The sequence below is a fragment of the Thermococcus sp. Bubb.Bath genome (genome assembly GCF_012027595.1).
Lineage (GTDB): Archaea > Methanobacteriota_B > Thermococci > Thermococcales > Thermococcaceae > Thermococcus.
The window spans coordinates 174,747-196,375 of record NZ_SNUR01000003.1 but is presented as its reverse complement, the minus strand read 5'-3'; the positions used below and the strand labels follow the sequence as shown (position 1 = coordinate 196,375).

Below are 21,629 nucleotides of genomic sequence, written 5' to 3'. Positions count from 1 at the left end.
TGGTATGAAGCTCTTCGGAACCGCGGGCATTCGCGGCACCCTCTGGGAAAAGGTCACCCCCGAGCTGGCCATGAAAGTGGGCATGGCAATCGGAACCTACAGAAGCGGAAAGGCCCTCGTCGCGAGGGACGGCAGGACTTCGAGCGTTATGCTGAAAAGCGCCATAATATCCGGCCTTCTGAGTACCGGAATGGAGGTTCTCGATGCTGATCTAATACCAACTCCCACCCTGGCGTGGGTCACTAAGGAGCTTGCCAATGCGGGGGTTATGATAACCGCTTCCCATAATCCCCCAATGGACAACGGCATAAAGGTCTTCAACGGTGACGGAACCGAGTTCTACGTCGAGCAGGAGGGGGAGCTTGAGAAGGTAGTTTCCTCCGGGGACTTCAAGAGAGCCAGGTGGGATGAGATAAAACCCGTCAAGACCGTGGAGGTTATCCCCAACTACATAGATGCAGTTCTCGACTTCGTGAACCATGAAACCAGCCTTAAAGTGCTTTACGACGGTGCCAACGGGAGCGGCAGCGTGCTTGCCCCGTACCTTCTCCGGGAGATGGGGGCTAAAGTCTTCAGCGTCAACTCTCACGTTGATGGTCACTTTCCGGGCAGGAAGCCAGAGCCCCGCTACGAGAACATTGCCTACCTTGGGAAGCTGGTGAGGGAGCTGGGCGTTGATCTGGCGGTAGCTCAGGACGGGGATGCTGATAGGATAGCGGTCTTCGATGAGAGGGGAAACTACGTCGATGAGGACACTCTAATAGCGCTCTTCGCCAAGCTCTACGTTGAGGAGCACGGCGGGGGTGTCGTTGTCACCTCGATTAACACGGGCTCAAGGATAGACAGCGTCGTCGAGGGAGAGGGGGGGAAGGTTTACCGTGTCCCGCTCGGTCAGCCTCACGATGGGATAAAGAAGTACAACGCAATCTTCGCCGCAGAACCCTGGAAGTTCGTTCACCCGAAGTTCGGCCCCTGGATTGACAGCTTCGTGACGATGGGCCTGCTTATAAAGCTCATAGACGAGAGAGGGCCCCTCAATGAGCTCGTGAAGGAAATTCCAACGTACTACCTCAAAAAGAAGAACGTCCCGTGCCCTGACAAGCTTAAGGAGGAAGTCATTAAGAGATCCGGGAAAATCCTTGAAGAGAAGCTGAAAAACGAGATAAAGGAAATTCTCACGATCTCAGGTTTCCGCTTCAACCTCACGGACGGCTCTTGGGTTTTGGTGAGACCCAGTGGAACCGAACCGAAGATAAGGGTCGTCGTCGAGGGACCGACGGAGAGGAGGAGGGACGAGCTGTTTGAGATGGCCTTCAGAACCGTCTTGAAAATTGTGGGGGAAATGAAAAAGGTCAGACGAACCTAGCGGGTCTCAGCGTTCTCACCGCTATCTCCTTTTTGTCCACCATTACCTTAAAGCCCTCTTTGGCGACGTAGGTCTTCACACCGGTCACCGTCTCTATGTACTTTGCCTCCTTGTACGGGTTGGCGAAGTGCATCTTCATCCCTATGTGGTTGAGCACCAGAACTTCGGGCTTCTTTTTCATACCCTTCAGGAGCTCAACGGCGTCGTCGGTGCTCAGGTGGTACGGAATCCCCATGTCCCTTGGCCGCGTTATCGCCGCTATCAGAATCCTCGCCCCGTCGTGCCAGCGGATGAGGTCCTCGAAATATGCCGTGTCTGGGATGTATGATATATCACCGAGTTTGGTCTTCATCTTGAATCCTATGGTTGTTGGATCCGAGTGCTGGCACGGGGTTATCAGGAGCTCCTCCTCTCCAACCGGTATCTTACTGCCCGGTTCGGGGATGTGAACGCTCTCAAGAACGTCTAGGTGGTATTTGCTTATCGCCGGCGTGTGATTTTCGTCGCCGTAGACAACACTCTTTGAGGCTATCAGCGAGCCCCTCTTTTTCAGTGCCCCCCCCGTCATGGCCTCGACCATTATCTCAAGGTCGTTGCAGTGGTCGACGTGCCTGTGGGAAACGAATATCGCGTCGAGCTTTCGCGGGTCGAGCTTGTAGCGCCAGCTCCTGATAAGTGCTCCCGGTCCTGGGTCAACATGGATGTTCTTGCTCGCCGCTATGTGGAATCCCCCCGTGGAGCGGAACTGCGTTATTGTGATGAATCGCCCGCCCCCGCTCCCGAGGAAGGTTATCTCTATCAAACCAACACACCTCCTTCCCTTCTGCGGACGGGATAAGTAGGGGGGGAGTATATAAAAGGTTGCCCGCAAAAGGTTTAAGCTCTTGTGTTGATGCTTATTCGGTGATCCTAATGGTTGAACTTGAAACTGTTACAAAGGAAGTTGAAGGGCTCAGGGACGAGATGGTGGAAACCCTCTCCGAACTCATCAAAATCCCCGCGATAAGTCCGGACTATGGCCACGAAGGTGAATACGACAAGGCGCAGAAGCTGCTTGAGATAATAAAGGACTGGCCCTTCGACAAGGTTGAGGTCTACGAAGCTCCTGACGAGAGGGCAAAGAACGGTGTGAGGCCGAGTATCCTGGCGTACTACCACGGCCAGGAGGGGGATAAGAGCCCGCGCCTCTGGATTCTAACTCACATGGACGTCGTCCCGCCCGGAGACCTGAGCAAGTGGACGGTTACCGAGCCTTTCAAGCCCCTTGTCAGGGACGGAAAGGTCTACGGCAGGGGAAGCGAGGACAACGGACAGAGCCTCGTTGCCTCTCTCTACGCTGTTAAGGCCATGATGAACCTCGGAATAAGACCGAAGAGGACGGTAATCCTGGCCTTCGTCAGCGATGAGGAGACCGGAAGCCACTACGGTGTTGAGTGGCTTGTAAAGAACCATCCAGAGCTATTCAGGAAGGACGACCTCGTCTTGGTTCCCGACGGCGGAAATGAAGAGGGCACATTCATCGAGGTTGCGGAGAAGAGCATCCTCTGGTTTAAGCTGAAGGTTAGGGGGAGGCAGGTCCACGCGAGCATGCCCGACAAGGGATTGAACGCCCATAGGGTTGCCCTCGACCTGGCCTACCACCTCGACAAACTCCTCCACGAGAAGTACGGAGAGAAAGATGAACTCTTCGACCCGCCGGAGAGCACCTTCGAGCCGACCATGGTCAGAAATCCCGCAGACAGCCCGAACATAGCGCCAGGTGAACACGAGATCGTCTTCGACTGCCGTGTCCTTCCGGAGTACAGCCTCGATGATGTGTTGAACGACGTGAGCGCTCTTGCTGAGGAAGTCAAGGAGAGACATAAGAAGGAACTCGACGGTAAGGTCCTGCCTGAGGTAGAGGTTGAGATTCTCCAGCGTGGCGATGCCGCTCCTCCAACGGATCCGAACAGCGAGATAGTGGTTCTCCTGAGGAAAGCACTGAAGAAACTGAGGGGCAAAGAGGCAGTAGTTGGAGGAATAGGCGGCGGAACATTCGCGGCCTTCTTCCGGAGACTTGGAATTCCGGCGGTGGTCTGGGCCACACTGGACGAGATGGCTCACCAGCCCAACGAGTACGCCAAGATAGACAACATGGTGGATGACGCGAAGGTCATGGCAGCTCTGGCGCTTCTCTGACTTTCCCTTCTTCTTTGGAGTTTCTTCCCTCAAAAAGAGTGATCTCCGGCACTTAGGTAATCTCTGTGCTTCTCCTTTCAGTCATTATTTTGGGTAGCGGTTGCGTATCATCCCCCCCTAGAATTCTTATACCTCCGGCACATCTGGATACGAGAGGCATGAAGCCGAAAACCGGGCGACTTCTATAAACAGTTCAATAAACGCCTTCACCCTCGACCTATACCGTGAGCTGGCGAAGAACGAGACCAGCATCTTCTTCTCGTCCTTTAGCATCGAAACCGCCTGGCGATGGTCTATGAGGGGGGGCAAGAGGCACGAGGGCAGAGGAGATGGCGGGCGTCCTCCACCTTCCCGAAAACGAGAGCCTTAGGCTCAACGGCTTCCCGCTCTCTCCTCCTGCCCCTTACCTCAAACGATACACCCCACGTTCTCTCCACGGCCAACGCCCTCTGGGTTCAGGAGGTTATCCGATCAAAAAAGATTGCGTTGAGAGGATAGAGACATATTACCTTGGGGAACTTCACATCGTTGATTTTCGGAGCAACCCTGGAGAGGCGGAGAACAAGATAAACCGCTGGGCCGAGGAGAAGACCAACGGCAGGATTAATAACCTTGTCAGCGGGTTAAGCCCTGACACGAGGCTCGTCCTGACCAATGCGATCTACTTCAAGGCCAACTGGAGCCACCGCTTTGACCCCTCTGCGACCCACAACGACACCTTCTTCCTCCCCGACGTGAGGGGGGTTGTAGTTCCGTTCATGAAGGGGTTGACCTCTTCGACTACGCTGAGAGGAACTCCTTCCAGACCCTTGAGATGCCCTACGAAGGAGAGAGGCTCTCCATGGGATCATCCTGCCAAAGAAGATGAACGGTCTTGGGGAACTGGAAGCGAACCTGACACCTCGGTTCCTTGATGGGGTTGTTAGAAGCCTCAAGCTGGAGAAAGTAGCTGTGACGATTCTTAAATTCCAGTTCGAGGCATCGTACAAACTCAGGGACGTTCTTATGGACATGGAATGAAGAGCGCCTTCACCGATGCTGATCTCTCTGGAGTCTCCGATGAGCCTCTAGCCGTGAGCCAGGTTGTCCATAAGAGCTTCATCAGCGTGGCCGAGAACGGAACCGAGGCTGCCGCGGCGACTGCCGTCGTAATATCCGCCGCGGCCCCTCCCTCTGGGGAGAAGCCTAAGGTCTTCGATGCAAACCCCCGCTCATCTTCTTCATCTACGACAGAGAAACCGAGACGGTGCTCTTTATGGGGTGCTTGGTGAACCCCAAGGGGTGAGCTTTTAAACCCCTCTCTCAACTTTTTCCATGTCGACATGGAAGGACGGAAAGCTCGGACTGCCAGTTAAAGAGGCCGTCAAGCTCTTTCCTGAGCTGGGGAAATACCTCGACGAACGGGGAAGACTCGACTTCTCGAACAGGAAAGCGAGGATGCTCTACAACAGGACTATAGCCAAGGCCGTCTTCGGGCTGGATATAGAGTATCACCCAAAAGGCCTCGTCACAACCCCGGTCTCTCGTTACCTTTTCCTGAAGACTTTTCTTAGTGGAGGAGAGAACGTCCTTGAAATTGGAACCGGGCACACTGCGATGATGGCCCTCATGGCGGAGAAGCTCTTCAACTGCGACGTCACCGCGACGGAGCTCGACGAGGAGCTCTTTGAATACGCCAGGAGGAATATCGAGAGGAACGGGGCAAAGGTTAGACTCATCAAGAGCAACGGTGGAATCATCAGAGGTGTCATGTCTGAAGGTGAGAGGTTTGACGTCATTTTCTCTGCACCTCCCTACTACGAGGCCCCGACGAGGGGTGTTTTGACCGAGAGGGAAGGCGTGGGTGGAGGAAAGTACGGCGAAGCGTTTTCCGTGAGGTTGATTGAAGAGTCTATCGACTACCTGAACCCAAAAGGGAAAGTTGCCCTCTTCCTCCCAGACAAGGAGCCACTGATAAGGGCCATAGTGGAAAAGGGGGAAGAGCTTGGCTACTCCATCAGAGACATTAAATTTAAAGTGGGAACACGGTGGAGGCACAGCCTGATTTTAGACATTTAGGGACTCAGACCCTTTTTCTCATCACGAACTGCCGGGTTCAGTGGAGGTGCATTCTCCTCATCGTCCCAACGCATAAACCATTATTTCATGTCCTCCACGTAGAGGAAGAGGGCCTTGAGATATTCCGTATCTTTTGAAGCCATGAGTATCGGGTGGTCCGGCGCCTGGGTTCTGTAGGGTTCCAGGAGCTTCAGGAACTTGCCAGCTTTGGCGGCAGCTGCAATCACCATGTCCTTGAAGGCCTGCATATCAACGTGCTGGGAGCAGGACGCCGTAACGAGTATTCCACCTTCCTTTACGAGCTGAAGGCCGGCGTAGTTCACGTTGAAGTATGCTCTTAAACCCCTCTTGAGGTCCTTTTCGTGCTGGACGAAGGCAGGGGGATCGAGGATGACGATGTCGAACTTCTCCCCCTCCTTTATCATCTCTTCCATGACCGGGAAGGCCGAGCCTACAATGTACTTCATCCGGTCCCCCACGCCGTTCAGCTTCGCGTTCTCCCTCACCATGTCGATGGCCCAGGGGGACTTGTCGACGGTGACTACCTCATCTGCCCCTGCGACCGCGGCGTGGATTGCAAAGCCGCCGGTGTATGTGAAGACGTCTAAAACCCTCATGCCCGGCTTGACGTACTTCTCGAGGGCTATCCTGTTCTCCCTCTGGTCGAGGAAGAAGCCCGTTTTCTGACCGCGCATGTCCACGAGGAACCTCGCCTTGCCCTCCTTAATTATCGTTCGGTACTTCTCCTTTCCGAGGAGGACGCGCTCAACCTCAGGGAGGCCCTCCCTTCTCCTGCTCCTGCCGGTGTTCTTCTCAAAGACGGTCTCTATCTCAGGTTCGGCCTCCATTATGGCCTCCGCGACGTCGAGCTTGAACCTCTCCATTCCAACGCTGGAAATCTGAAGGGAGGCTATCTCGTTGAAGCGGTCCACTATGAGGCCAGGAAGGTAGTCAGCCTCACCGTAGACCATGCGATAGGCTTTATCGTAGCCGAGAACCTTCTTACGGTATTCGTTGGCCTTTCGTATCCTCTCGTGGAAGAGCTCCTTGTTCACCTCTGTCTTCTCGTCCTGGGTTATCAGCCTGACCATTATGTTGGAGTTTGGATTGATGAAGCCTTTCCCCAGGAACTTGCCCCCTCGCGTGTAAACTTCGGCGATATCCCCGGGGGTTATCTCGCCCTCCGTTCTCACCACGCCTTTTTTGAAGACTATCATCGCGCCCTTCCCTATGGCCCTCGCGGCCTGGGCGTCGACTATTATCTTCGCCATTCTCACCACCGGACCGGTTAGGTTAGGGGGTTTAAAAGGTTGTCCGGCTTGGAGGTCCGGCAAGATAAGGTATAGCTTTCAACTATTTCAAAACTACATAGCGATAGGTATTTAACCTTCGAGTCCCAACATAATGAGGGGTGATTCTATGCACTTCGACGTGGTCAAGGAGTTTCTGGAAGACATTGGGGCAGACTGGACGGAAATTGAGGGGGAGATTCACCTCGACCCGGAGGTTTTCTATGAGGTTTGGAAATATATCGGCCAGCCCGACCTAGATACGTACGTTATCGAGGACGAGGTCGTTGAGCCGGGCTCGTACGACCCGCCCGAGATGAAGTACACGGGGGCCAGGCCCATTAAGATAAAGAAGGTTTACTTTGAGACTCTTGATGGCAAGAGGATAGTTACGGATTATTCTGAGTTCCAGCGCATAGTTAAGGAGCAGGGCTCCTGAGCTCCGTTCCTCCTTTCATTAGTCTCTTCTTTCCTCACAGTGCTGGAACAATGCCCTCAAATATTATTGGAAGCATTAGAACCCCCATGCAGCTCGTTCTCCTTACACCCCACTCCTGAGCGGTGTAACCTATACCCGCAGCGGCTAGAATGACCCAGAGGCCATAAATTCCATCGAACTTCATGGAGAGTGCTAAGAGGAGGACGAAGGTGGTGGCGTTGAGAACCCTGTAGTTTACCTTACTCAACGCCCGTACCATCCCTTCTCCCGCGACAAAACCTACCATCATAGCAAGAACCCCGACTAATACGCCCATTAACAGAATTTCGGGGGTTGATACGGCGTCTATACCTGCCGCTTTCATGGCAACGGCCACACCATTCCTTGTCCTACCTGTGAGGTGGTAGTTGATCACCCCAAAGAGGAAGTTGGAAGTGTTAACCGAGTAAACGACTGCCAGGAACGGCCTCTCTCCTTCGGAAGCTGAAACTGCCAGGGAGGCCGCCATTGAAGCCGTCATCGTGGGGACGAGCGACGCCACCATCCCTAGGATCGTCCCGATAAATGAGAATCTCCAAATGTCCACGGGGAATACGGAGCCGTATCCTTTTTTCTGTGATGGTGGGGAGGAACTGGAGGCGGTTATGAGAACTGGTATTCCAAAGAGTCCCGTGAACAGATGGTAAAAGGGTTCATTCAGGCTCCCATTGTGGAAAACTGCGAACCCAAGTATCCCTGAAACCAGGAAAATCGCGAGGGCTTTTGTCCTCTTTCCTTTCTTTTCTCCCAGTATCAAGATTGCGGCTAGAAGCACCACCGCAGCGACCCCGAACTCCGGTCGGTACATTGGAGCTATTACTCGGTATACGTACGAGAGGGGGATCGAGAAAACCACCGCCAGGAAGCTCGCCCACATCGCGACCTCTACAACCTCCCTGCCTTTACCTTGTAGGATGAGCCGATGGGCGGGCAGGAGCGAGAGTGCGGACCCGTCGTCGGGAACCCCCATGAACGCGGCGGGTATGGCATCCAGGAACGTATGCGTGAGCCCCATGGCGAACAGCGCGGGAAAAGATGAGGTTACCCCCAGCTCCGCGAGGGTGTTAACATGTATTCCCGGGGTCATCCCGGTTAGGGTGCCCATGAGGAGACCCTTCAGCATCTCCCGGAACAAACGTCATCCCCCGACTCAACGCTGAAAGCCGGTTCCCCTCTGTAGAGGGTGAACCCTCCGTAGGCTGTGATGTTCTCTCCCCCCTCAACGTCCACGCCCAGCGATTTCGGGAGCTTCAACAGAACCCAGCATTTCCCGTTGCTCATGTTGGCTATTCCGAAGCCGCTCCTGTACCTTTTCATCCACTCCACTTTCCCGGAAATCCTTGCAAAATTGCCCTCGCTGAAGTTGCATATGGAGTTCAGAAGAAACTCCCGAGGAGTGGAGACAGTGCAGTTAATGCATCGCAGGCCAGTCCCATCTCGGATCGCAATAAAGCTGACCCTGTCCCCCGCTCTGGCCTGGAATCCTTTCAACTTGAAGTCCGTGCAGTTGAGCCTGAGCCCAGTCCTCAGCACCCCAGTTACGATACAGCTCATGTTAACGAGCTCTCCTGTCTGGGGGGCTTTTCCTTTGACTGTCCTGGGCATTCCAAGGTATCTGACATCCTCCATGGAATCAACGTAGAGTTCAAGTCTGTATGAAACCCTGGCCCTTCCGAGAACCCAAACGGTACTTCCCGGAGTGAGCTTTTCCCCATACTGAAGATGGAGGTAAATCCTCCTCCCCCCGTCCCACAGAACGGTCTCTTTGGAGCTCTCCAGGATGACACCCCTAACGAGCACTGGAAAGCCGTCTCGGAACATCCCTGTGGGTCTGGAGATGACAACATAATCGGAGGGATAAAACGCTGAACCGTACTGGACTCCCCAGATTAAGATGCTGCTTCCCTTCTCCACGTTTATTTCTCTCGCCAGTTTAACCCACGCCGGAGTCAGTAGGTATGCACCGCTCCCCCTTTCCCAGTAGGAGCCGTTGATGGCTTCCATCCATCCAGTAGGCCCTTTTAGGGGTTTCACTTTAAATCTCCCAGAGACCTTTAGTCCGTTTTCATCTTTCTTTATGAGTCCGGTTACTCTGTATGCTGTGCCAATATCGAGCTTTTCTGGGAGAAAAAGGAGCTTTGACCCGTTGAAGAGGAGGGAGTACGTGCTGGAACTTCTGACGCACACGCCTTCGAAAGTCCCCTGTCCTTCCTCTGGGTGGCTCTGCATCAGGAGTATTGCGGAGAGTAGGGCCATGCTGATTAGTACCAGTGGAAAGTGTGCTTTTCTCATCATTAGCTATAGTAACTGAAAAACGCTTAAAAATTTTTTGGAACTGGGAATTTGGATTCCGAACGTTCATCCCCTGAGTACTATCCCTGTGGGGGTTATCTCGTAGGGGAACCAGGAGAGTGAGTGCGCTGTGCGTCTCATGCCATAGACACGTATGTAGCGCCTGAGGGTTCTCCCCTCTTCGAACATTCTCATCTCAACGATGCCGTCAACTATTGCCTTCACGGTGTTCTCAACTTGGGCCCTCTCGATTCCGCTGTTGACCTCTATGAGCCACACCTGGTTGTACCTGTGGGCGATGTCTTTGAGTTCCTCAAGGAACTTGTATATGTCCACGATGTTGCTCTCAAAGAAGAGGGGCGTTATTGAGGTTATTATCCCCACGAGCTGGCCGCTGTGTCCGCTTGAGACAAGCCCCGTCGTGGTGTCGCGGATGAACTTGGATATCTGGAATGGGTTGGAGGCGTCTATTATGACATCCTCAGAGAAGGAGAACTTGGGGGCGCTCTTTATCCTGTGGGAGTATGCATCCACAAGGTAGAGGAACTCATCGAGAACAGGTGAGAAGTCCCACCCAAAATCTTTCGAAAAGTTTAGGAACTCCTTTTTGGGCATGTCCACAAGGATCGCTAGGCCTGGAATCCCACCCATCACAACCTGGTTGTAAAGGAACTGGGTCTGAAAAGTCGTCTTGCCCGATTTGGGGTCACCTATAACGAGAACCACACTCCCGGAGGGGATCCCCCCCTGGATAAGGGAATCAATGATGCCTGTGGAGACTCTCTCAATCTGCACGCTTTATCACCGCGTTCAGTAGATTTCTCCGCTTGGATAGACTGTTATTCCATCCTCCGTTATCTCAAAGGGGTATTTTTTCATAGCATGCTTTGTCTCCCTCATTTTCCTTATGAGGAGGTACCTCTTCAGCTCAACGTCCTTCTCTATCAAGTCGAGAAGGATGACGCCCCTCGAAACAAACTCTTCGACACCGTACTTGCTTATCTTGCCGCTCTTTGGATCCTCTGCCTCAGTCGTCAGGATTGAGGTTACACCCATTTCGAGGAGTATCGTGTTGAGCCTGAGGAGAACCTCCCTTATGTCATTCTCCTCCTTGAGGCGTATGGCTATCGATGGAATTGAGTCGACAACTAGACGCTTTGCGTTTATGCTTTTGACCACCCTGTACACATACCTAAGAAAACCTTCAACGTTTAGGCCGTCTTCCAGAGCAAACTTTTCCTCAGAGGGTAACCCCACGATTGAACTTACCCCATCTACTATAGCAATTTTACCCTCGCGCTCATATTTTTCAAGGTCCCATCCAAAGCTGAGCATCTCGCGCCTGAGATCCTGGGCCCTCTCCTCAAGGGTGACTATCACGCCCGGTTCATCGTAGAGCTCGGCACCGCGGTAGACAAACTGGACGGCAAAAGTGGTCTTTCCAGTACCGGTGGGACCAGTCACTAGTACAGTAGTGCCCTTGGGAAAACCTCCGTTAAGGAGATCATCTAGACCGGGAATCCCGGTTTTCACACGTTCAACCACATACTTGGGCATAGGGATCACCTTCACACTACCGATTAAGTACTGTGTTGAGCTTACTTTTATAATTCTATTAACCTTTTTGGACATTGAGGATATAAACTTTTCGAGTTCTCTATGTTTCTCTAATGCCGCTATGCTCCCGCTATTTGGCATTTGAAGTTCCAGTTCGCCGGCGAATGCATATCAACCAGAGTTGGAGTTTCGTTGCCTTTTGATCAGAGGGGTTTGCTCGTTTATGTTCTTTTTCTGTGCTTTCCGCTCTTTTCTATGTTTTGGAAGTGAGACACGTTTCTACCCATTTTTGTTGTGGTATATTCAAAAGTTTTTTGGAGATATCACTTATGCCTGATGTTAATCGTGTTTCTTCTGCATCTTTCTGATAGGTTGTCTATCCTTGCACATTTTCTAACTCCTCAGCTCTAATTATCTTCCCCTCTGAGTTCACGAACTCTATAAACCTCCTGTAAGTTGGATGGTTCGAGAGCGTGGACGAATCCCCAACGGCTATAAGCTTTCTCCTTGCCCTCGTGAGGGACACGTTCAGCCTCCTTAAATCCTTCAGAAAGCCAAGCTCCTCCCTTTTGTTGGAGCGGACAAAGGAGAGTATGATAACTTCCTTCTCCCTCCCCTGGTAACCGTCGACCGTTTTGACCTCGACCCCTTCTTCACCCATAGAGCTTATCAAGTCCCTCTGGTCGTCGTAGGGAGTGATTACACCTATCCAGTCGGGGTTCACGCCCATTTCGAGGAGCTTCTCAGTGGATTCAGAGACTAGCTTCGCCTCAAGTGGGTTCTCCCTGCTGTCACTACCGTGCCTCTGCCTCTCGAGGCGATCTTCCATCTTTGAGGTGTCAATGAAGACCAGCACGTTTTCGGGCTTAAGGGCTTCGTCCCAGAAGTTTCCGAACTCGGGCTCACTAACCCCAAGATTCGCCAGCGTAATGTTCCTTACGCTCTCATGGGCTTCTATTTTTCCATCGTAGAACTCCCTACTCGGGAACTCCATCAGTTTTTCGTTCATCCTGTACTGGACCCTGAGCATTTCACTCTTCTCCGGATAGCGTTCGATGAGGCCCTCGAAGAGCGTCTTTGACAGCTCTTTGGCCTTCTCGCTCAGTATCGTCGGCGGTAGCTGTCTGTGGTCTCCCGCCAGCACGAAGCGCTTCGCCCTGTTTATCGGGATGAGGACGCTTGGAATCGTTGCCTGAGTGGCCTCATCTATCACAGCCACGTCGTATTCCCCGTAATCCACGACGTCCAGGCCGGAAGAGGCGTTGGTGGTGAACACGACGTCCGCTTCCTTAGTTATTTCCCTTGATATTCTTTCTTCAAGCTTCTTAGCGTCGTCGACGGTCTTCTGAACCTGCCGGTTTATCTTAATCCACTCTGCCATCTCCCTGATGAGCCTCGCTGGAACTCCCCTCGTTCCGATGCCTTTATTTGCCAGCCTCAGAATCTCCCCGTCGCTCAGGCCCCTTCTGTATTTTGGGGCGGGCTTTGTGAAGGTGTCCCTCTTATCCTTGAGGTTCTCGCCGATAACCCTGAGCTCCCTAAGCTCGGCGTAGAGGTCGTGCTGAGTAATGAGATAAGCTAACGTCGTCTCATGAAGGGCCTTGGAGACCCTGCTCGGGTGGCCGACCCTGACTACCTTAAGCCCTGAATCCACCAGCCTCTCGACGATATTGTCAACTGCCACGTTGCTCTCGGCAGTTGCGAGAACCTTATGCCCTCTCTCAACTTCTTGCCTTATCAGCTCCACCAGGGTTCTCGTCTTTCCTGTTCCGAACGGTCCGTGGACGAGGAAGAAATCTTTACTTCCAAGGGCCTTCGATATGGCCCTTCTCTGGCTCGCGTTCAGGCTCTCGTCAAAGGGCTGGAACTCAACAAATTCGCTCTCCTCCGGCTCCATTAGGCCGAGGTAAAGCTCAAGGGCTCTCCTCCCGCTCTCCCTGAGGCTGTCGAGATTCTCCATCCAGCGCTTGAAGGTTATGTCGTTGGCATAGAGGTCAATCCTGACGCCCTTAAGCGCCCACTCTGGAACCGTTTCGAGGGCAACCGTGAGGAAGCGTTTCCCCTTTTCCACAACGGTTCCCACGAGGTCGCTCTTGAGCGGGTCGCGTTTGCTTATAACGACGAGGTCACCTACGCTTATCTCCGTCTTTATCTCCCTATCTCTTCCGTACCTAACGAGAAAATAGCCGAGTTCCTCGCCGATTACCTTCCCGTTGAGGCCGAGAACAGCCCTCCCGACTTTTTCTCTCTCCCTACCACTGAGGCGCCTCATCTCAAGCTTCATGGCCTCTACCTCGGCCTTTCTCTCCATCTCGATTAGAATCTTCAGGCTGGAGATGAACTTTGAAAGCCTCTCCTCTTTTTCGCCCATTTTCTTCCCCGGATTTGGAACGGAGGGGGCTCTTAAAAGAGTTGAGGGTGGTCAGCCCATGCGAGTTTCCTCACCGCTCGGACGAAACTTCCCTCATCATCCCGGAGAGAGTTGGAGAGAGGGGTTAAAAAGCTAAGCCCTCCCCATCGACAGAACAACGACTATGTCGCGGTAGAAAGATTTCACTGCCCTCAGGTGCTTCTCCTCGACGACTCCGGCCCTGGAGACGTGGTCGTAGTACCTCTCAAGCTGGTCGAGCAGCCACTGGAGTTCTTCCTTCGCCTTCGGGCTGAAACCGTTGCCCAAAAGCTTGCCCCTCAAAAACGGCATGACCTCAGACGGACGGCCGAGTGCGGCCCAGAAAAGACCCTCCTTTAGCACATCGAACAAAAGCTCCTCCGAGCTCTCCCTAACGAACGGTTTCTCCCTCCCCCCTTTCAAGCTTTCTGGGGGCCTTCCTTGCGATTTCGCCTTCACTCATCATGGACATCACCGCACCAAAATGAGCTTTGGAGTATTTGACTTTTTCGGGAGGGAAACTGGAGATGTGGCAAAGTTAGGGAAGAAGAAAGGGAAAAGTTTGTATGATATTTAGTTTTTAGCCAAAGTCTTTGTCACTCTGTCACACGATGAGGAGGAGTGTGAGGACGGCAAGTATTGGGGCAGCATAGGAGAGTGCTATCAGGATTTTTCTCTGTATGGAATCACCATGTCCGGATGTATGCATTTGTTTAAAAGCTTTACGTTTGTAAACTCTCTGAGTTCCGGCTTGAGGGTTTGATTTCCATCTCATCCAAGATGTTTTTAAGCCAGTAACCAAACTCAAACCAGGTGAGACATATGAGCTCAGTCGGAATCATCGGTGGCGGCATTGCTGGACTGACGGCCGCGCTGTCACTGGCGGAGCGCGGTCACGAAGTTACCATCATCCATACTGGGATAAAGAGCACCAACTCCTATCTTGCGCAGGCTGGAATTGCCCTTCCCATTCTGGAAGGCGATTCCCCCAAGGTCCATGTGGTTGACACTCTAAAAGCCGGCAAGTACCTCAACGACGAAGAGATTGTCTGGAACGTGATATCGAAGGCTAGCGAGGCCTATGACTTTCTGATTTCACTCGGTCTTAAATTCGAGACAAACGAGACTGAAGGGGGCCACTCCTTCCCGAGGGTCTTCACGATAAAGAACGAGACCGGGAAGCACCTCACTAAGATACTCTACCTCCACGCAAAGGAGAGGGGAGTTAATTTCATTAAAGGAAAAGCCGAAGAGCTCGCGGTTAAGCACGGAAAGGCCTATGGCGTTTTTGTCAATGGAGAGTTCCTGAAGTTCGACGCGACGATTATCGCTTCCGGCGGCTTCACTGGTCTCTTCAAATACACCGCAGGCTCTCCTACAAACCTCGGAACCCTCATTGGAGACGCCGTGATGAAGGGCGCTTTTGCTAGGGACCTTGAGTTCGTCCAGTTCCACCCGACGGGGTTCATCGGGAAGGAGGGCGTTAAGCTCATCAGCGAGGCCGTGAGGGGTGCCGGGGCGAAGCTCATAACAGAGAAAGGAGAGCGCTTCGTCAATGAGCTCTCCACAAGGGACATCGTGGCTAGGGCAATTTACAGGAAAATGCAGGAAGGAAAGCGCGTTTTCCTCGATGCGACTGGAATAGAGAACTTCAAAAAGAGGTTCCCGCAGATTTACGCCTTCCTAGTCAGGGAGAGAATAGATCCCTCAAAGGATTTGATTCCAGTCGCACCGATAGCCCACTACTCCGTTGGAGGCATTTCAGTTGACCTCTGGTATAGAACAGGGATTAAGAACCTCTACGCGATAGGTGAGGCCGCGAGCAACGGCTTCCATGGGGCCAACAGGCTCGCCAGCAACTCGCTCCTTGAGTGCGTTGTCTCTGGTCTTGAAGTGGCCAGGACTGTAGGACGGGAGGGGCCAAAGGCTAGGGCGGTAAAGGAGCCGTCCTATCATGGGTACGAGACAGGGGACGTTGAATCCCTCCGGGAAATCCTGTGGGAGCATGCCGGCATAGTCAGGAACGCAAGGGTGCTCAAGGAGGGCCTAAAGAAGGTGAAGGGTATTGAGGCGGACCCAAGGCTCAAACTCCTGGCCAGGGGCGTTCTGGAGTGCGCGCTGGAGAGGGAGGAGAGCAGGGGTTCGCATTACCGCGAGGACTTTCCAGCTATGCAGAAGGAGTTTGAGAGGTCGAGCTTCTTCGACTGGAAGTGCAGGCTATAACGTTAGATAGGCCCTCATTTGATAATGCTGTGGGTGGAGTCAATGCCAAGGTTATAGAAGCAATTTATGAGGGGAGAGTTATAAAACCTCTAAAACCCCTCTCGCTGCCCTCAAAGAAGCTCGTGCTCTACATAGAGGAAAGAAGGTTTTCAGACCCCTTGTGGACGAGCTTGAGCTGGAAGCGCGTGAGGATGTTGATGAGAGCATCAACGCCATCCGGAGAGGGGATCATGAGAGTGGTTCTTGATACGAGCGTTATAGCAAAGGCCCTGCTGAAACCGCGAAAGAGCCTTCCAAAGGAGATTTTTGAAAGGGAGAGCGAGACCCATAGAAAATCGAAGCTGATAATACACCTGTGCGATTCTCACGACGTAGCTTTGCCCAAAGCCGGGCTCGTCGAAGTTGCCAGCGTCTTGAAGAGAAACGAAGAGAAACTGTCACGAGAGGGTGATTCCGCAGGTTCTTGAGTCCCTTTCCATCTCTTATGAAGTTCTCCCAGAAGAAGAGTTTTTCGAAGATGCAATTGAAGTCGCATCCAAAACCGGTGCGGCCGGCTTTGGCTGTTATTTTATGGCCCTGGCTATGGTGAGGGACGCCCTGTTGATAACGGACGACGAGAAAATGGTTCATCACGCAAGATTACTTGGAGTACGAAGCCTCCTCGTTAGGGAAGTTAGCGAGGAGGAAATCGCCAACTTGCTGTCCCCTTAATCAAATGTGTCCAAAAACCCTTTTAACGTTCTTTTCCATGCCCCACATATAGAGGTGGGAAAATGGAGAAGGAAAAGCTCATCGAGGAGATAACCCGCTTGAAGAAAGAGAGAAATGCCATAATCATGGCTCACAACTACCAGCTGCCCGAAGTTCAGGACATAGCCGACTTCCTCGGCGACAGCCTCGAGCTCGCGAGGAAAGCGGTCAACGTCGACGCCGACGTGATAGTCTTCGCGGGCGTTGACTTCATGGCCGAGACCGCGAAGATTCTAAACCCGGAGAAAACAGTCCTCATACCCGCGAGAGGGGCAACCTGCGCGATGGCCAACATGCTCACCGTAAAGCACATCCTTGAGGCAAAGAAGGAGTACCCCGACGCCCCGGTCGTTCTCTACGTCAACAGCACGGCCGAGACTAAGGCCCTCGCGGACGTGACCGTTACCTCGGCCAACGCCGCGAAAGTCGTCTCCAAGCTCGACTCCGACGTGGTGATATTCGGTCCGGACAAGAACCTCGGCCACTACGTCGCCAAAATGACCGGAAAGAAGATAATCCCGGTTCCACCGAACGGCCACTGCTATGTTCACAGAAAGTTCACGCTGGAGGACGTTGAGCGCGCGCGTAAGCTCTACCCGAACGCCAAGCTCATGGTTCACCCGGAGTGCGAGCCAGAGGTTCAGGAGCAGGCCGACATTATCGTCTCAACTGGCGGTATGATTAAGAGAGCCCCAGAGTGGAACGAGTGGGTGGTCTTCACTGAGAGGGAGATGGTTTACCGCCTCCAGAAGCTTTATCCTAACATAAAGTTCCACCCCGCGCGGGAGGACGCAACCTGTATCGGGATGAAGGCAATAACGCTCCAGCACGTCTACGAGTCGCTCAGGGACATGAAATACAGGGTGGAAGTGCCGAAGGAAACAGCGGAGAAGGCGAGAAAGGCGATAGAGCGGATGCTGGAGATGAGTTAAACTCTCTTTTTTAGCATTTTTTAATTGGAGTTTATACACCCCGTGTGCTCTTTTCCTGCTTGCAACACCTGGAGTTTTCAATAGTGGCAAAGGTAAAATAAATTAGGACAAACTCGATCTGACTATAGTCTGCCGAAACATCTTTTACTCCCCATCATGTCGCCTTGGAACTTTCTAGTTCTGTTAGCGTCTGATGAACCCTGTGGACCATAACGAAGACCGCTATGCCGAATATTATCCCAAGGGGCAGGGATATTGCCTCCCGCGTGGAGATTATATCAGCGTTCACGTTCGCGAGTGTCCAGACTGTGGTGTATGAAACTAAGTACAGGAGTGGAATTTTGTCCCGGAGGAAGTAGCTCGTGGTGATTATCAGCAAAAGGCCAGCAACGAGTAAATTGGCCTGGGAAACACTACCTAAGAGGGAGATGATGGAAAAAATGACTATTACCCAGTCGAAAGTGTTTCTGTGTTTTCTGTACCATGCCTCTGCTTGGGGAGTTCTTGCGGGAGGTGTTAGCCCCAAAAACATTAAAACCGATATCAGCACGGAGTATAGGAGCTTTGACGTCCAAATAAAGGGGTAAAATCCAAACGACGCCCATATCAAGATGAACCAGTACTTTGAGGTTATCTGGTTCTTTGTGAGGTAATAACCGAGAAGAAAGAACGGGAGAGCGAACAGGGAAAATACTGCCCCTGCTGCAATTCCAGCCACGTCATTCCTCGGTAGTGAAAATAGAAAATCGGCTCTACCTATAACCACCAGCAAAGGAAATGAAAGGAGCAGACCGCCCAAGATTGGCAATTCGGATGTTGACTTCATACTCACCACCTTTTGGTAACTGGGTTTTTATCTGATCCATTGATCTGGAGAGAGTACCTTTCAAACTCTAAGATCATCAGTGCAGAGGCCAAGAAACCCAGTAGTGTTGCCATTCCACCGGGATTTCTGAAGATTAAAAGAGCTATTATTCCAGTCAATGTAAATATCCCGGGTAGGAGATATTGACACTTTTTGGAGAGCCTATCCATCAGCCTAGAGATTTTTGCATAAAAATGACTCAGCGGTATTATCAAAAGAGCAAGAGTAATTAACCCGACCAAAAATATTTTTCCAGAAGGACTAAGAAGGAATGCATAGAGTATAACAAGGACGAGTAGCGCGGTTGTTATGAGATCTGTTGAAACCTCTCCAGGAGTTTTTGGAATGCTGTTAGTCTTTTTTGAAATATCCTTCGTTATTGGATCATACCAAGCAAGCCAAAAGGAGAGGGCAAACAATCCCAAACCAGCTAGAGTTTTATCGTTATTCCTGAATCCCCTGCATATTGGAACAATGGAAAGAGCTAATGATAAAAGGATCAAAGTATTTCTAATACACTTTAAGGAACGGTATTTCATCAGGCATCACTCTCTTTGCTCTCGTAAAACTCAATTGTTATCGCGTAATATCCTACGAGGGACAACATTCCAAGGAACATTAAGACTGAGTTATGCCTGAGCTGTATAAAAAGGGAAACCTCTCGACCTCTGTTTTTCAACTCCGTTCCTGGTGTGCTTTTCATGCTCTCCACCTTTTTACATCTCCCCTTTCCAGTTTAACATATGCCTAGTTAACAATGCCCCTGTGAGGGTAGTTGGGAGAGTGAAAGCCCAAAAATGGGTTGGTGAAACATACCTCTTAGATAACGCAAATGGCAGTGCAAACACCACCCAGATGTCCCAGAATTGCCTTACTGCCCCGCGTTTACCGGATAAAAACTCGTAGAGGATATCAAACCCTAGCCTTAGGTAAGCTCTGTTGTAGACTTTTCCTTCTAAACGGTGAAGGGCAGAATACAAAAGAAGGTTCAACAGCATGCCGGCGAGAGCCAGCACTATAGACTCAGCTGCCTCGAATCCGTATACGATTCCCTCTCCCACTATTAAACTAAAGAAAACAATGACAGCCCACCTTTTTGAGTGCTCTCCAATGGCTTCCCTCATTACCATCCCTTTCTCCTCTGTATCCATTATCAGTTTGAAACTGGATATCGTGGGTAGAGTTAACTGGTTCTCATTTAATAATTTTACTGTATAAGTCAGTTGCAAGTAAGATCAGTCCGGTCAGTACAGACACCCCAAATAAAACAAAGGGAGAAAAGAGCACTCTCCAGGCTCTACCTCTACCCTTATTTTGGAATCACTACTCCCATCAGCATCCTTTTTCAGCGATCTTTTCCTTGAAGGGATTTCAGGACTCTAATAGTTAGGTGGCTCCAGAGGTACGTGACTATCACCAAAACGAGCACTTTTAAAATCACGGGCCACTGACGCGCCCACAAGATGACGGACGTTATAAAACCAAAAGCCACGATAGAGGAAATCCAGTCAGATGTCGATACATCCAGCTTGTTGGGAACGTCTACAAGAAGGGAGAGGAGGGCCATTAAGAATACAAACCACCCATATGCTACCCCGAGCTTTATTATCTCCCCAATATACCCAAGTAGCGTGAACTTGGACGGGGGAAGCAGCAAAAGTCCCGTGAGCAGAATGTTTAAAAGTAAAAATTTTGGAATGGAAAGGCTGTCCAATGTCCAGGACACCCTCCTATGCACTCTTCGAACTTGACTTATCATTATCATCCCTCAAGATGCGTTCTATTCTCATATTTTTCTCTTCAGTTCGTGGGCTTCCTAATTTTCCCCATACCGGTTTTGTGTTTGTAATAAGGGCACATTGTATCGCCCTATTCACTAAATTCCCTTGGTATCAGGGAGCATGCCTCAATCCATGCCGTGTGCTATCGATTTTCTCAAACAGGTAAAGCCCAATTGCAGAGTATATCACCTGCTGGAGCAGGATTAACAAAATACCCAGTGGGGGTTTTGGGGTGGATAGTGGAGGATTGGAAGCTGTAATAGGACTAAGTTCCAAAACTGAAATAATGCCTGCAACCGCGGAAAGGGCATTAAAACCGACGACTTCATATACTATATGCCTACGGGACGGCAGCACCATCAGAGGAAGGCCTATAATCCCCAATGCTAGGAACTCCCCATTTTTTGTGAGTATTGCCACCAGCAGGATAACAAGAAAGTACATAAGAACCCTGTAGTACTCTGCATCCCCATTTTCTTGGAAGCTCCATAGAATTCCCCCGGCCATCAACCAGTAGAGGAGGAATACAAGATATAATGCTCTCACTGCCATACCACTGCTCCTAAGGGCCATCAAGTAGATTCCCATGGATGGTACCAGGGAATATAGCAGCAGGTACTCCATTCCGATAGACCTTCTGAATATTATCAAAGCCGCTGTAACCAATACGAGGTCAACTAAGGCTGAAGACACTTCAATTGCCAGTGCCATGTCCCGAGGATAAAACAACATGATAACAAAGGTGAAAAAGCACCACGAGAGCATTCCCATTGCCAGAATCTTTGAATTATTCCTTTCCATTCAGATCACCCAACTACACCACATTTATCGTGCTTCACCCGGATTTTTGAGCCTGAACTCCGGGACAAAGTTTAGGATGTAGAGAGCCAATAGGGCGAGCGCTTGAAGTCCGTAGATTATCCGATAATAGAAGACCAGCGAAAGTGGAACTGCTATCATCAATAACACAGACCTCTTAGGATCCTCCTCCAGCTTAAACTCATGGGCTAGATAACTGATGAGTCTTAACACTTTATCTGGATAGACTAACGGCAGGAATATCCACAGGAGCCACAGGATTCCAGTAATGCGGCCGAGAGATTCAAAAGCCGTAATCAACGCTGCAATTGAAAGCCAGATTGGGAGAAATAATCCCGCCTCGAACCTGAACTTCTCCTCTTCGAGGTCTTTATCAATCCATACGCTCACAAGAACCAGCAAGGAATAGTACAGGTTGAGTTGAAGTATGGGGTACGCCTTCATCGAATAATTATCGCCTGTAATGAACAAATAAACAAGAGATGCAAGGCCTGTTACAACCATGATGCTTCCAGGTATCTTCCTGGCTCCCATCATTTTAATCCCCTAAATTTTTTATCCTCTCGTCCATCGTGATGATCTAATTGCATATCCACATGAAGTATAAAAATCTATCTAATGACGATGTATAATAACCAGAGGATAGTCACGG

General features: G+C 51.2%; 24 protein-coding genes and 2 pseudogenes. 10 read left to right on the top strand and 16 right to left on the bottom strand.

Features of this window, described 5'->3' with window-relative positions:
• Positions 1–4: 4 nt before the first annotated feature.
• The gene (gene glmM, locus E3E29_RS08280; protein WP_167910506.1) at positions 5–1,366 is read left to right on the top strand and encodes a phosphoglucosamine mutase; all 1,362 of its coding nucleotides are present in this window, start codon (positions 5–7) and stop codon (positions 1,364–1,366) included.
• Here glmM and E3E29_RS08275 read toward each other — a convergent pair.
• Positions 1,353–2,168, bottom strand: a complete 816-nt coding sequence (locus E3E29_RS08275; protein ID WP_167910505.1) for an MBL fold metallo-hydrolase — start codon at positions 2,166–2,168, stop codon at positions 1,353–1,355. The genes glmM and E3E29_RS08275 overlap by 14 nt on opposite strands.
• A gap of 110 nt (positions 2,169–2,278) precedes the next feature.
• On the opposite strand from E3E29_RS08275, the gene E3E29_RS08270 reads away from it, so the two are divergent.
• A complete protein-coding gene (locus E3E29_RS08270) occupies positions 2,279–3,544 on the top strand; it encodes a M20 family metallo-hydrolase (protein WP_167910599.1) in 1,266 nt (421 codons plus the stop codon).
• 126 nt (positions 3,545–3,670) lie between these two features.
• On the opposite strand, the gene E3E29_RS08265 is transcribed toward E3E29_RS08270, so the two are convergent.
• Complete coding sequence (locus E3E29_RS08265; protein ID WP_167910504.1) at positions 3,671–3,817, bottom strand: hypothetical protein; 147 nt, start codon at positions 3,815–3,817, stop codon at positions 3,671–3,673.
• Between the two features lie 41 nt (positions 3,818–3,858).
• On the opposite strand from E3E29_RS08265, the pseudogene E3E29_RS08260 reads away from it, so the two are divergent.
• The 3 genes and pseudogenes from E3E29_RS08260 to E3E29_RS08245 form a co-directional block, all read left to right on the top strand.
• Positions 3,859–4,458, top strand: a pseudogene (locus tag E3E29_RS08260) (serpin family protein); the annotation flags it as partial.
• A pseudogene (locus tag E3E29_RS12090) lies at positions 4,409–4,815 on the top strand (serpin family protein). The pseudogenes E3E29_RS08260 and E3E29_RS12090, both read left to right, overlap by 50 nt.
• A gap of 43 nt (positions 4,816–4,858) precedes the next feature.
• Positions 4,859–5,602, top strand: a complete 744-nt coding sequence (locus E3E29_RS08245) for an RlmF-related methyltransferase (RefSeq protein WP_167910500.1) — start codon at positions 4,859–4,861, stop codon at positions 5,600–5,602.
• Positions 5,603–5,682: 80 nt separating this feature from the next.
• Here E3E29_RS08245 and E3E29_RS08240 read toward each other — a convergent pair whose 3' ends face one another.
• On the bottom strand, positions 5,683–6,873 hold the full coding sequence (locus E3E29_RS08240; RefSeq protein ID WP_167910598.1) for a class I SAM-dependent rRNA methyltransferase: 1,191 nt from the start codon (positions 6,871–6,873) through the stop codon (positions 5,683–5,685).
• Positions 6,874–7,021: 148 nt separating this feature from the next.
• Between E3E29_RS08240 and E3E29_RS08235 the strand changes: the two genes are divergently transcribed.
• Positions 7,022–7,330, top strand: a complete 309-nt coding sequence (locus E3E29_RS08235) for a DUF5748 family protein (protein ID WP_167910499.1) — start codon at positions 7,022–7,024, stop codon at positions 7,328–7,330.
• Positions 7,331–7,364: 34 nt separating this feature from the next.
• On the opposite strand, the gene E3E29_RS08230 is transcribed toward E3E29_RS08235, so the two are convergent.
• The 6 genes from E3E29_RS08230 to E3E29_RS08205 all read right to left on the bottom strand — a co-directional run bounded on the left by E3E29_RS08230 (position 7,365) and on the right by E3E29_RS08205 (position 14,066).
• A complete protein-coding gene (locus E3E29_RS08230) occupies positions 7,365–8,504 on the bottom strand; it encodes a tripartite tricarboxylate transporter permease (RefSeq protein WP_167910498.1) in 1,140 nt (379 codons plus the stop codon).
• Positions 8,486–9,664 carry a hypothetical protein gene (locus E3E29_RS08225; RefSeq protein WP_167910497.1) on the bottom strand — a complete coding sequence of 393 codons (1,179 nt, stop codon included), beginning with the start codon at positions 9,662–9,664 and terminating at the stop codon, positions 8,486–8,488. The genes E3E29_RS08230 and E3E29_RS08225 overlap by 19 nt, the downstream gene beginning before the upstream one ends.
• 63 nt (positions 9,665–9,727) lie before the next feature.
• Entirely contained in the window at positions 9,728–10,456 is a 729-nt protein-coding gene (locus E3E29_RS08220) for an RAD55 family ATPase (protein ID WP_167910496.1), read from the bottom strand.
• A gap of 15 nt (positions 10,457–10,471) precedes the next feature.
• The gene (locus E3E29_RS08215; protein ID WP_167910495.1) at positions 10,472–11,218 is read right to left on the bottom strand and encodes an ATPase domain-containing protein; all 747 of its coding nucleotides are present in this window, start codon (positions 11,216–11,218) and stop codon (positions 10,472–10,474) included.
• Positions 11,219–11,594: 376 nt separating this feature from the next.
• Positions 11,595–13,589, bottom strand: coding sequence for an IGHMBP2 family helicase (locus tag E3E29_RS08210; RefSeq protein WP_167910494.1), 1,995 nt, complete (start codon positions 13,587–13,589; stop codon positions 11,595–11,597).
• 132 nt (positions 13,590–13,721) lie between these two features.
• Entirely contained in the window at positions 13,722–14,066 is a 345-nt protein-coding gene (locus E3E29_RS08205; RefSeq protein ID WP_342764693.1) for a hypothetical protein, read from the bottom strand.
• Between the two features lie 363 nt (positions 14,067–14,429).
• Between E3E29_RS08205 and E3E29_RS08200 the strand changes: the two genes are divergently transcribed.
• The 4 genes from E3E29_RS08200 to nadA all read left to right on the top strand — a co-directional run bounded on the left by E3E29_RS08200 (position 14,430) and on the right by nadA (position 17,512).
• Positions 14,430–15,830 carry an L-aspartate oxidase gene (locus E3E29_RS08200; RefSeq protein WP_167910493.1) on the top strand — a complete coding sequence of 467 codons (1,401 nt, stop codon included), beginning with the start codon at positions 14,430–14,432 and terminating at the stop codon, positions 15,828–15,830.
• Positions 15,818–16,297 (top strand): antitoxin family protein, encoded by a 480-nt coding sequence (locus tag E3E29_RS08195; RefSeq protein ID WP_167910492.1) that lies wholly within the window; start codon positions 15,818–15,820, stop codon positions 16,295–16,297. The genes E3E29_RS08200 and E3E29_RS08195 overlap by 13 nt, the downstream gene beginning before the upstream one ends.
• Positions 16,278–16,541, top strand: coding sequence for a type II toxin-antitoxin system VapC family toxin (locus E3E29_RS08190; protein ID WP_167910491.1), 264 nt, complete (start codon positions 16,278–16,280; stop codon positions 16,539–16,541). Before E3E29_RS08195 ends, E3E29_RS08190 begins: the two co-directional genes overlap by 20 nt.
• 62 nt (positions 16,542–16,603) lie before the next feature.
• The gene (gene nadA, locus E3E29_RS08185; RefSeq protein WP_167910490.1) at positions 16,604–17,512 is read left to right on the top strand and encodes a quinolinate synthase NadA; all 909 of its coding nucleotides are present in this window, start codon (positions 16,604–16,606) and stop codon (positions 17,510–17,512) included.
• Between the two features lie 154 nt (positions 17,513–17,666).
• On the opposite strand, the gene E3E29_RS08180 is transcribed toward nadA, so the two are convergent.
• The 7 genes from E3E29_RS08180 to E3E29_RS08150 all read right to left on the bottom strand — a co-directional run bounded on the left by E3E29_RS08180 (position 17,667) and on the right by E3E29_RS08150 (position 21,514).
• Positions 17,667–18,230, bottom strand: coding sequence for a hypothetical protein (locus tag E3E29_RS08180; protein ID WP_167910489.1), 564 nt, complete (start codon positions 18,228–18,230; stop codon positions 17,667–17,669).
• A 110-nt stretch (positions 18,231–18,340) separates the two neighbouring features.
• On the bottom strand, positions 18,341–18,916 hold the full coding sequence (locus E3E29_RS08175) for a hypothetical protein (protein WP_167910488.1): 576 nt from the start codon (positions 18,914–18,916) through the stop codon (positions 18,341–18,343).
• Positions 18,916–19,089: a hypothetical protein gene (locus tag E3E29_RS08170; RefSeq protein ID WP_167910487.1), complete on the bottom strand. Its 174-nt coding sequence runs from the start codon at positions 19,087–19,089 to the stop codon at positions 18,916–18,918. The genes E3E29_RS08175 and E3E29_RS08170 overlap by 1 nt, the downstream gene beginning before the upstream one ends.
• Before the next feature lie 4 nt (positions 19,090–19,093).
• Positions 19,094–19,507 carry a hypothetical protein gene (locus E3E29_RS08165; protein WP_167910486.1) on the bottom strand — a complete coding sequence of 138 codons (414 nt, stop codon included), beginning with the start codon at positions 19,505–19,507 and terminating at the stop codon, positions 19,094–19,096.
• Positions 19,508–19,722: 215 nt separating this feature from the next.
• Complete coding sequence (locus E3E29_RS08160; protein WP_206205842.1) at positions 19,723–20,136, bottom strand: hypothetical protein; 414 nt, start codon at positions 20,134–20,136, stop codon at positions 19,723–19,725.
• 133 nt (positions 20,137–20,269) lie between these two features.
• A complete protein-coding gene (locus E3E29_RS08155) occupies positions 20,270–20,959 on the bottom strand; it encodes a hypothetical protein (protein WP_167910484.1) in 690 nt (229 codons plus the stop codon).
• A 24-nt stretch (positions 20,960–20,983) separates the two neighbouring features.
• Positions 20,984–21,514: a hypothetical protein gene (locus E3E29_RS08150; protein ID WP_167910483.1), complete on the bottom strand. Its 531-nt coding sequence runs from the start codon at positions 21,512–21,514 to the stop codon at positions 20,984–20,986.
• Between the last annotated feature and the right edge of the window lie 115 nt (positions 21,515–21,629).

Bases quoted from the DNA above. Each gene is read 5' to 3' on its own strand.
- glmM (WP_167910506.1), top strand. From the start codon at position 5: ATGAAGCTCTTCGGAACCGCGGGCATTCGCGGCACCCTCTGGGAAAAG.
- E3E29_RS08265 (WP_167910504.1), bottom strand. From the start codon at position 3,817: ATGCTAAAGGACGAGAAGAAGATGCTGGTCTCGTTCTTCGCCAGCTCA.
- E3E29_RS08270 (WP_167910599.1), top strand. From the start codon at position 2,279: ATGGTTGAACTTGAAACTGTTACAAAGGAAGTTGAAGGGCTCAGGGAC.
- E3E29_RS08155 (WP_167910484.1), bottom strand. From the start codon at position 20,959: ATGGAAAGGAATAATTCAAAGATTCTGGCAATGGGAATGCTCTCGTGG.
- E3E29_RS08210 (WP_167910494.1), bottom strand. From the start codon at position 13,589: ATGGGCGAAAAAGAGGAGAGGCTTTCAAAGTTCATCTCCAGCCTGAAG.
- E3E29_RS08175 (WP_167910488.1), bottom strand. From the start codon at position 18,916: ATGAAATACCGTTCCTTAAAGTGTATTAGAAATACTTTGATCCTTTTA.
- E3E29_RS08245 (WP_167910500.1), top strand. From the start codon at position 4,859: ATGTCGACATGGAAGGACGGAAAGCTCGGACTGCCAGTTAAAGAGGCC.
- E3E29_RS08225 (WP_167910497.1), bottom strand. From the start codon at position 9,664: ATGATGAGAAAAGCACACTTTCCACTGGTACTAATCAGCATGGCCCTA.
- E3E29_RS08160 (WP_206205842.1), bottom strand. From the start codon at position 20,136: ATGATAAGTCAAGTTCGAAGAGTGCATAGGAGGGTGTCCTGGACATTG.
- E3E29_RS08165 (WP_167910486.1), bottom strand. From the start codon at position 19,507: ATGGTAATGAGGGAAGCCATTGGAGAGCACTCAAAAAGGTGGGCTGTC.
- E3E29_RS08200 (WP_167910493.1), top strand. From the start codon at position 14,430: ATGAGCTCAGTCGGAATCATCGGTGGCGGCATTGCTGGACTGACGGCC.
- E3E29_RS08240 (WP_167910598.1), bottom strand. From the start codon at position 6,873: ATGGCGAAGATAATAGTCGACGCCCAGGCCGCGAGGGCCATAGGGAAG.
- E3E29_RS08235 (WP_167910499.1), top strand. From the start codon at position 7,022: ATGCACTTCGACGTGGTCAAGGAGTTTCTGGAAGACATTGGGGCAGAC.
- E3E29_RS08150 (WP_167910483.1), bottom strand. From the start codon at position 21,514: ATGATGGGAGCCAGGAAGATACCTGGAAGCATCATGGTTGTAACAGGC.
- E3E29_RS08215 (WP_167910495.1), bottom strand. From the start codon at position 11,218: ATGCCCAAGTATGTGGTTGAACGTGTGAAAACCGGGATTCCCGGTCTA.
- nadA (WP_167910490.1), top strand. From the start codon at position 16,604: ATGGAGAAGGAAAAGCTCATCGAGGAGATAACCCGCTTGAAGAAAGAG.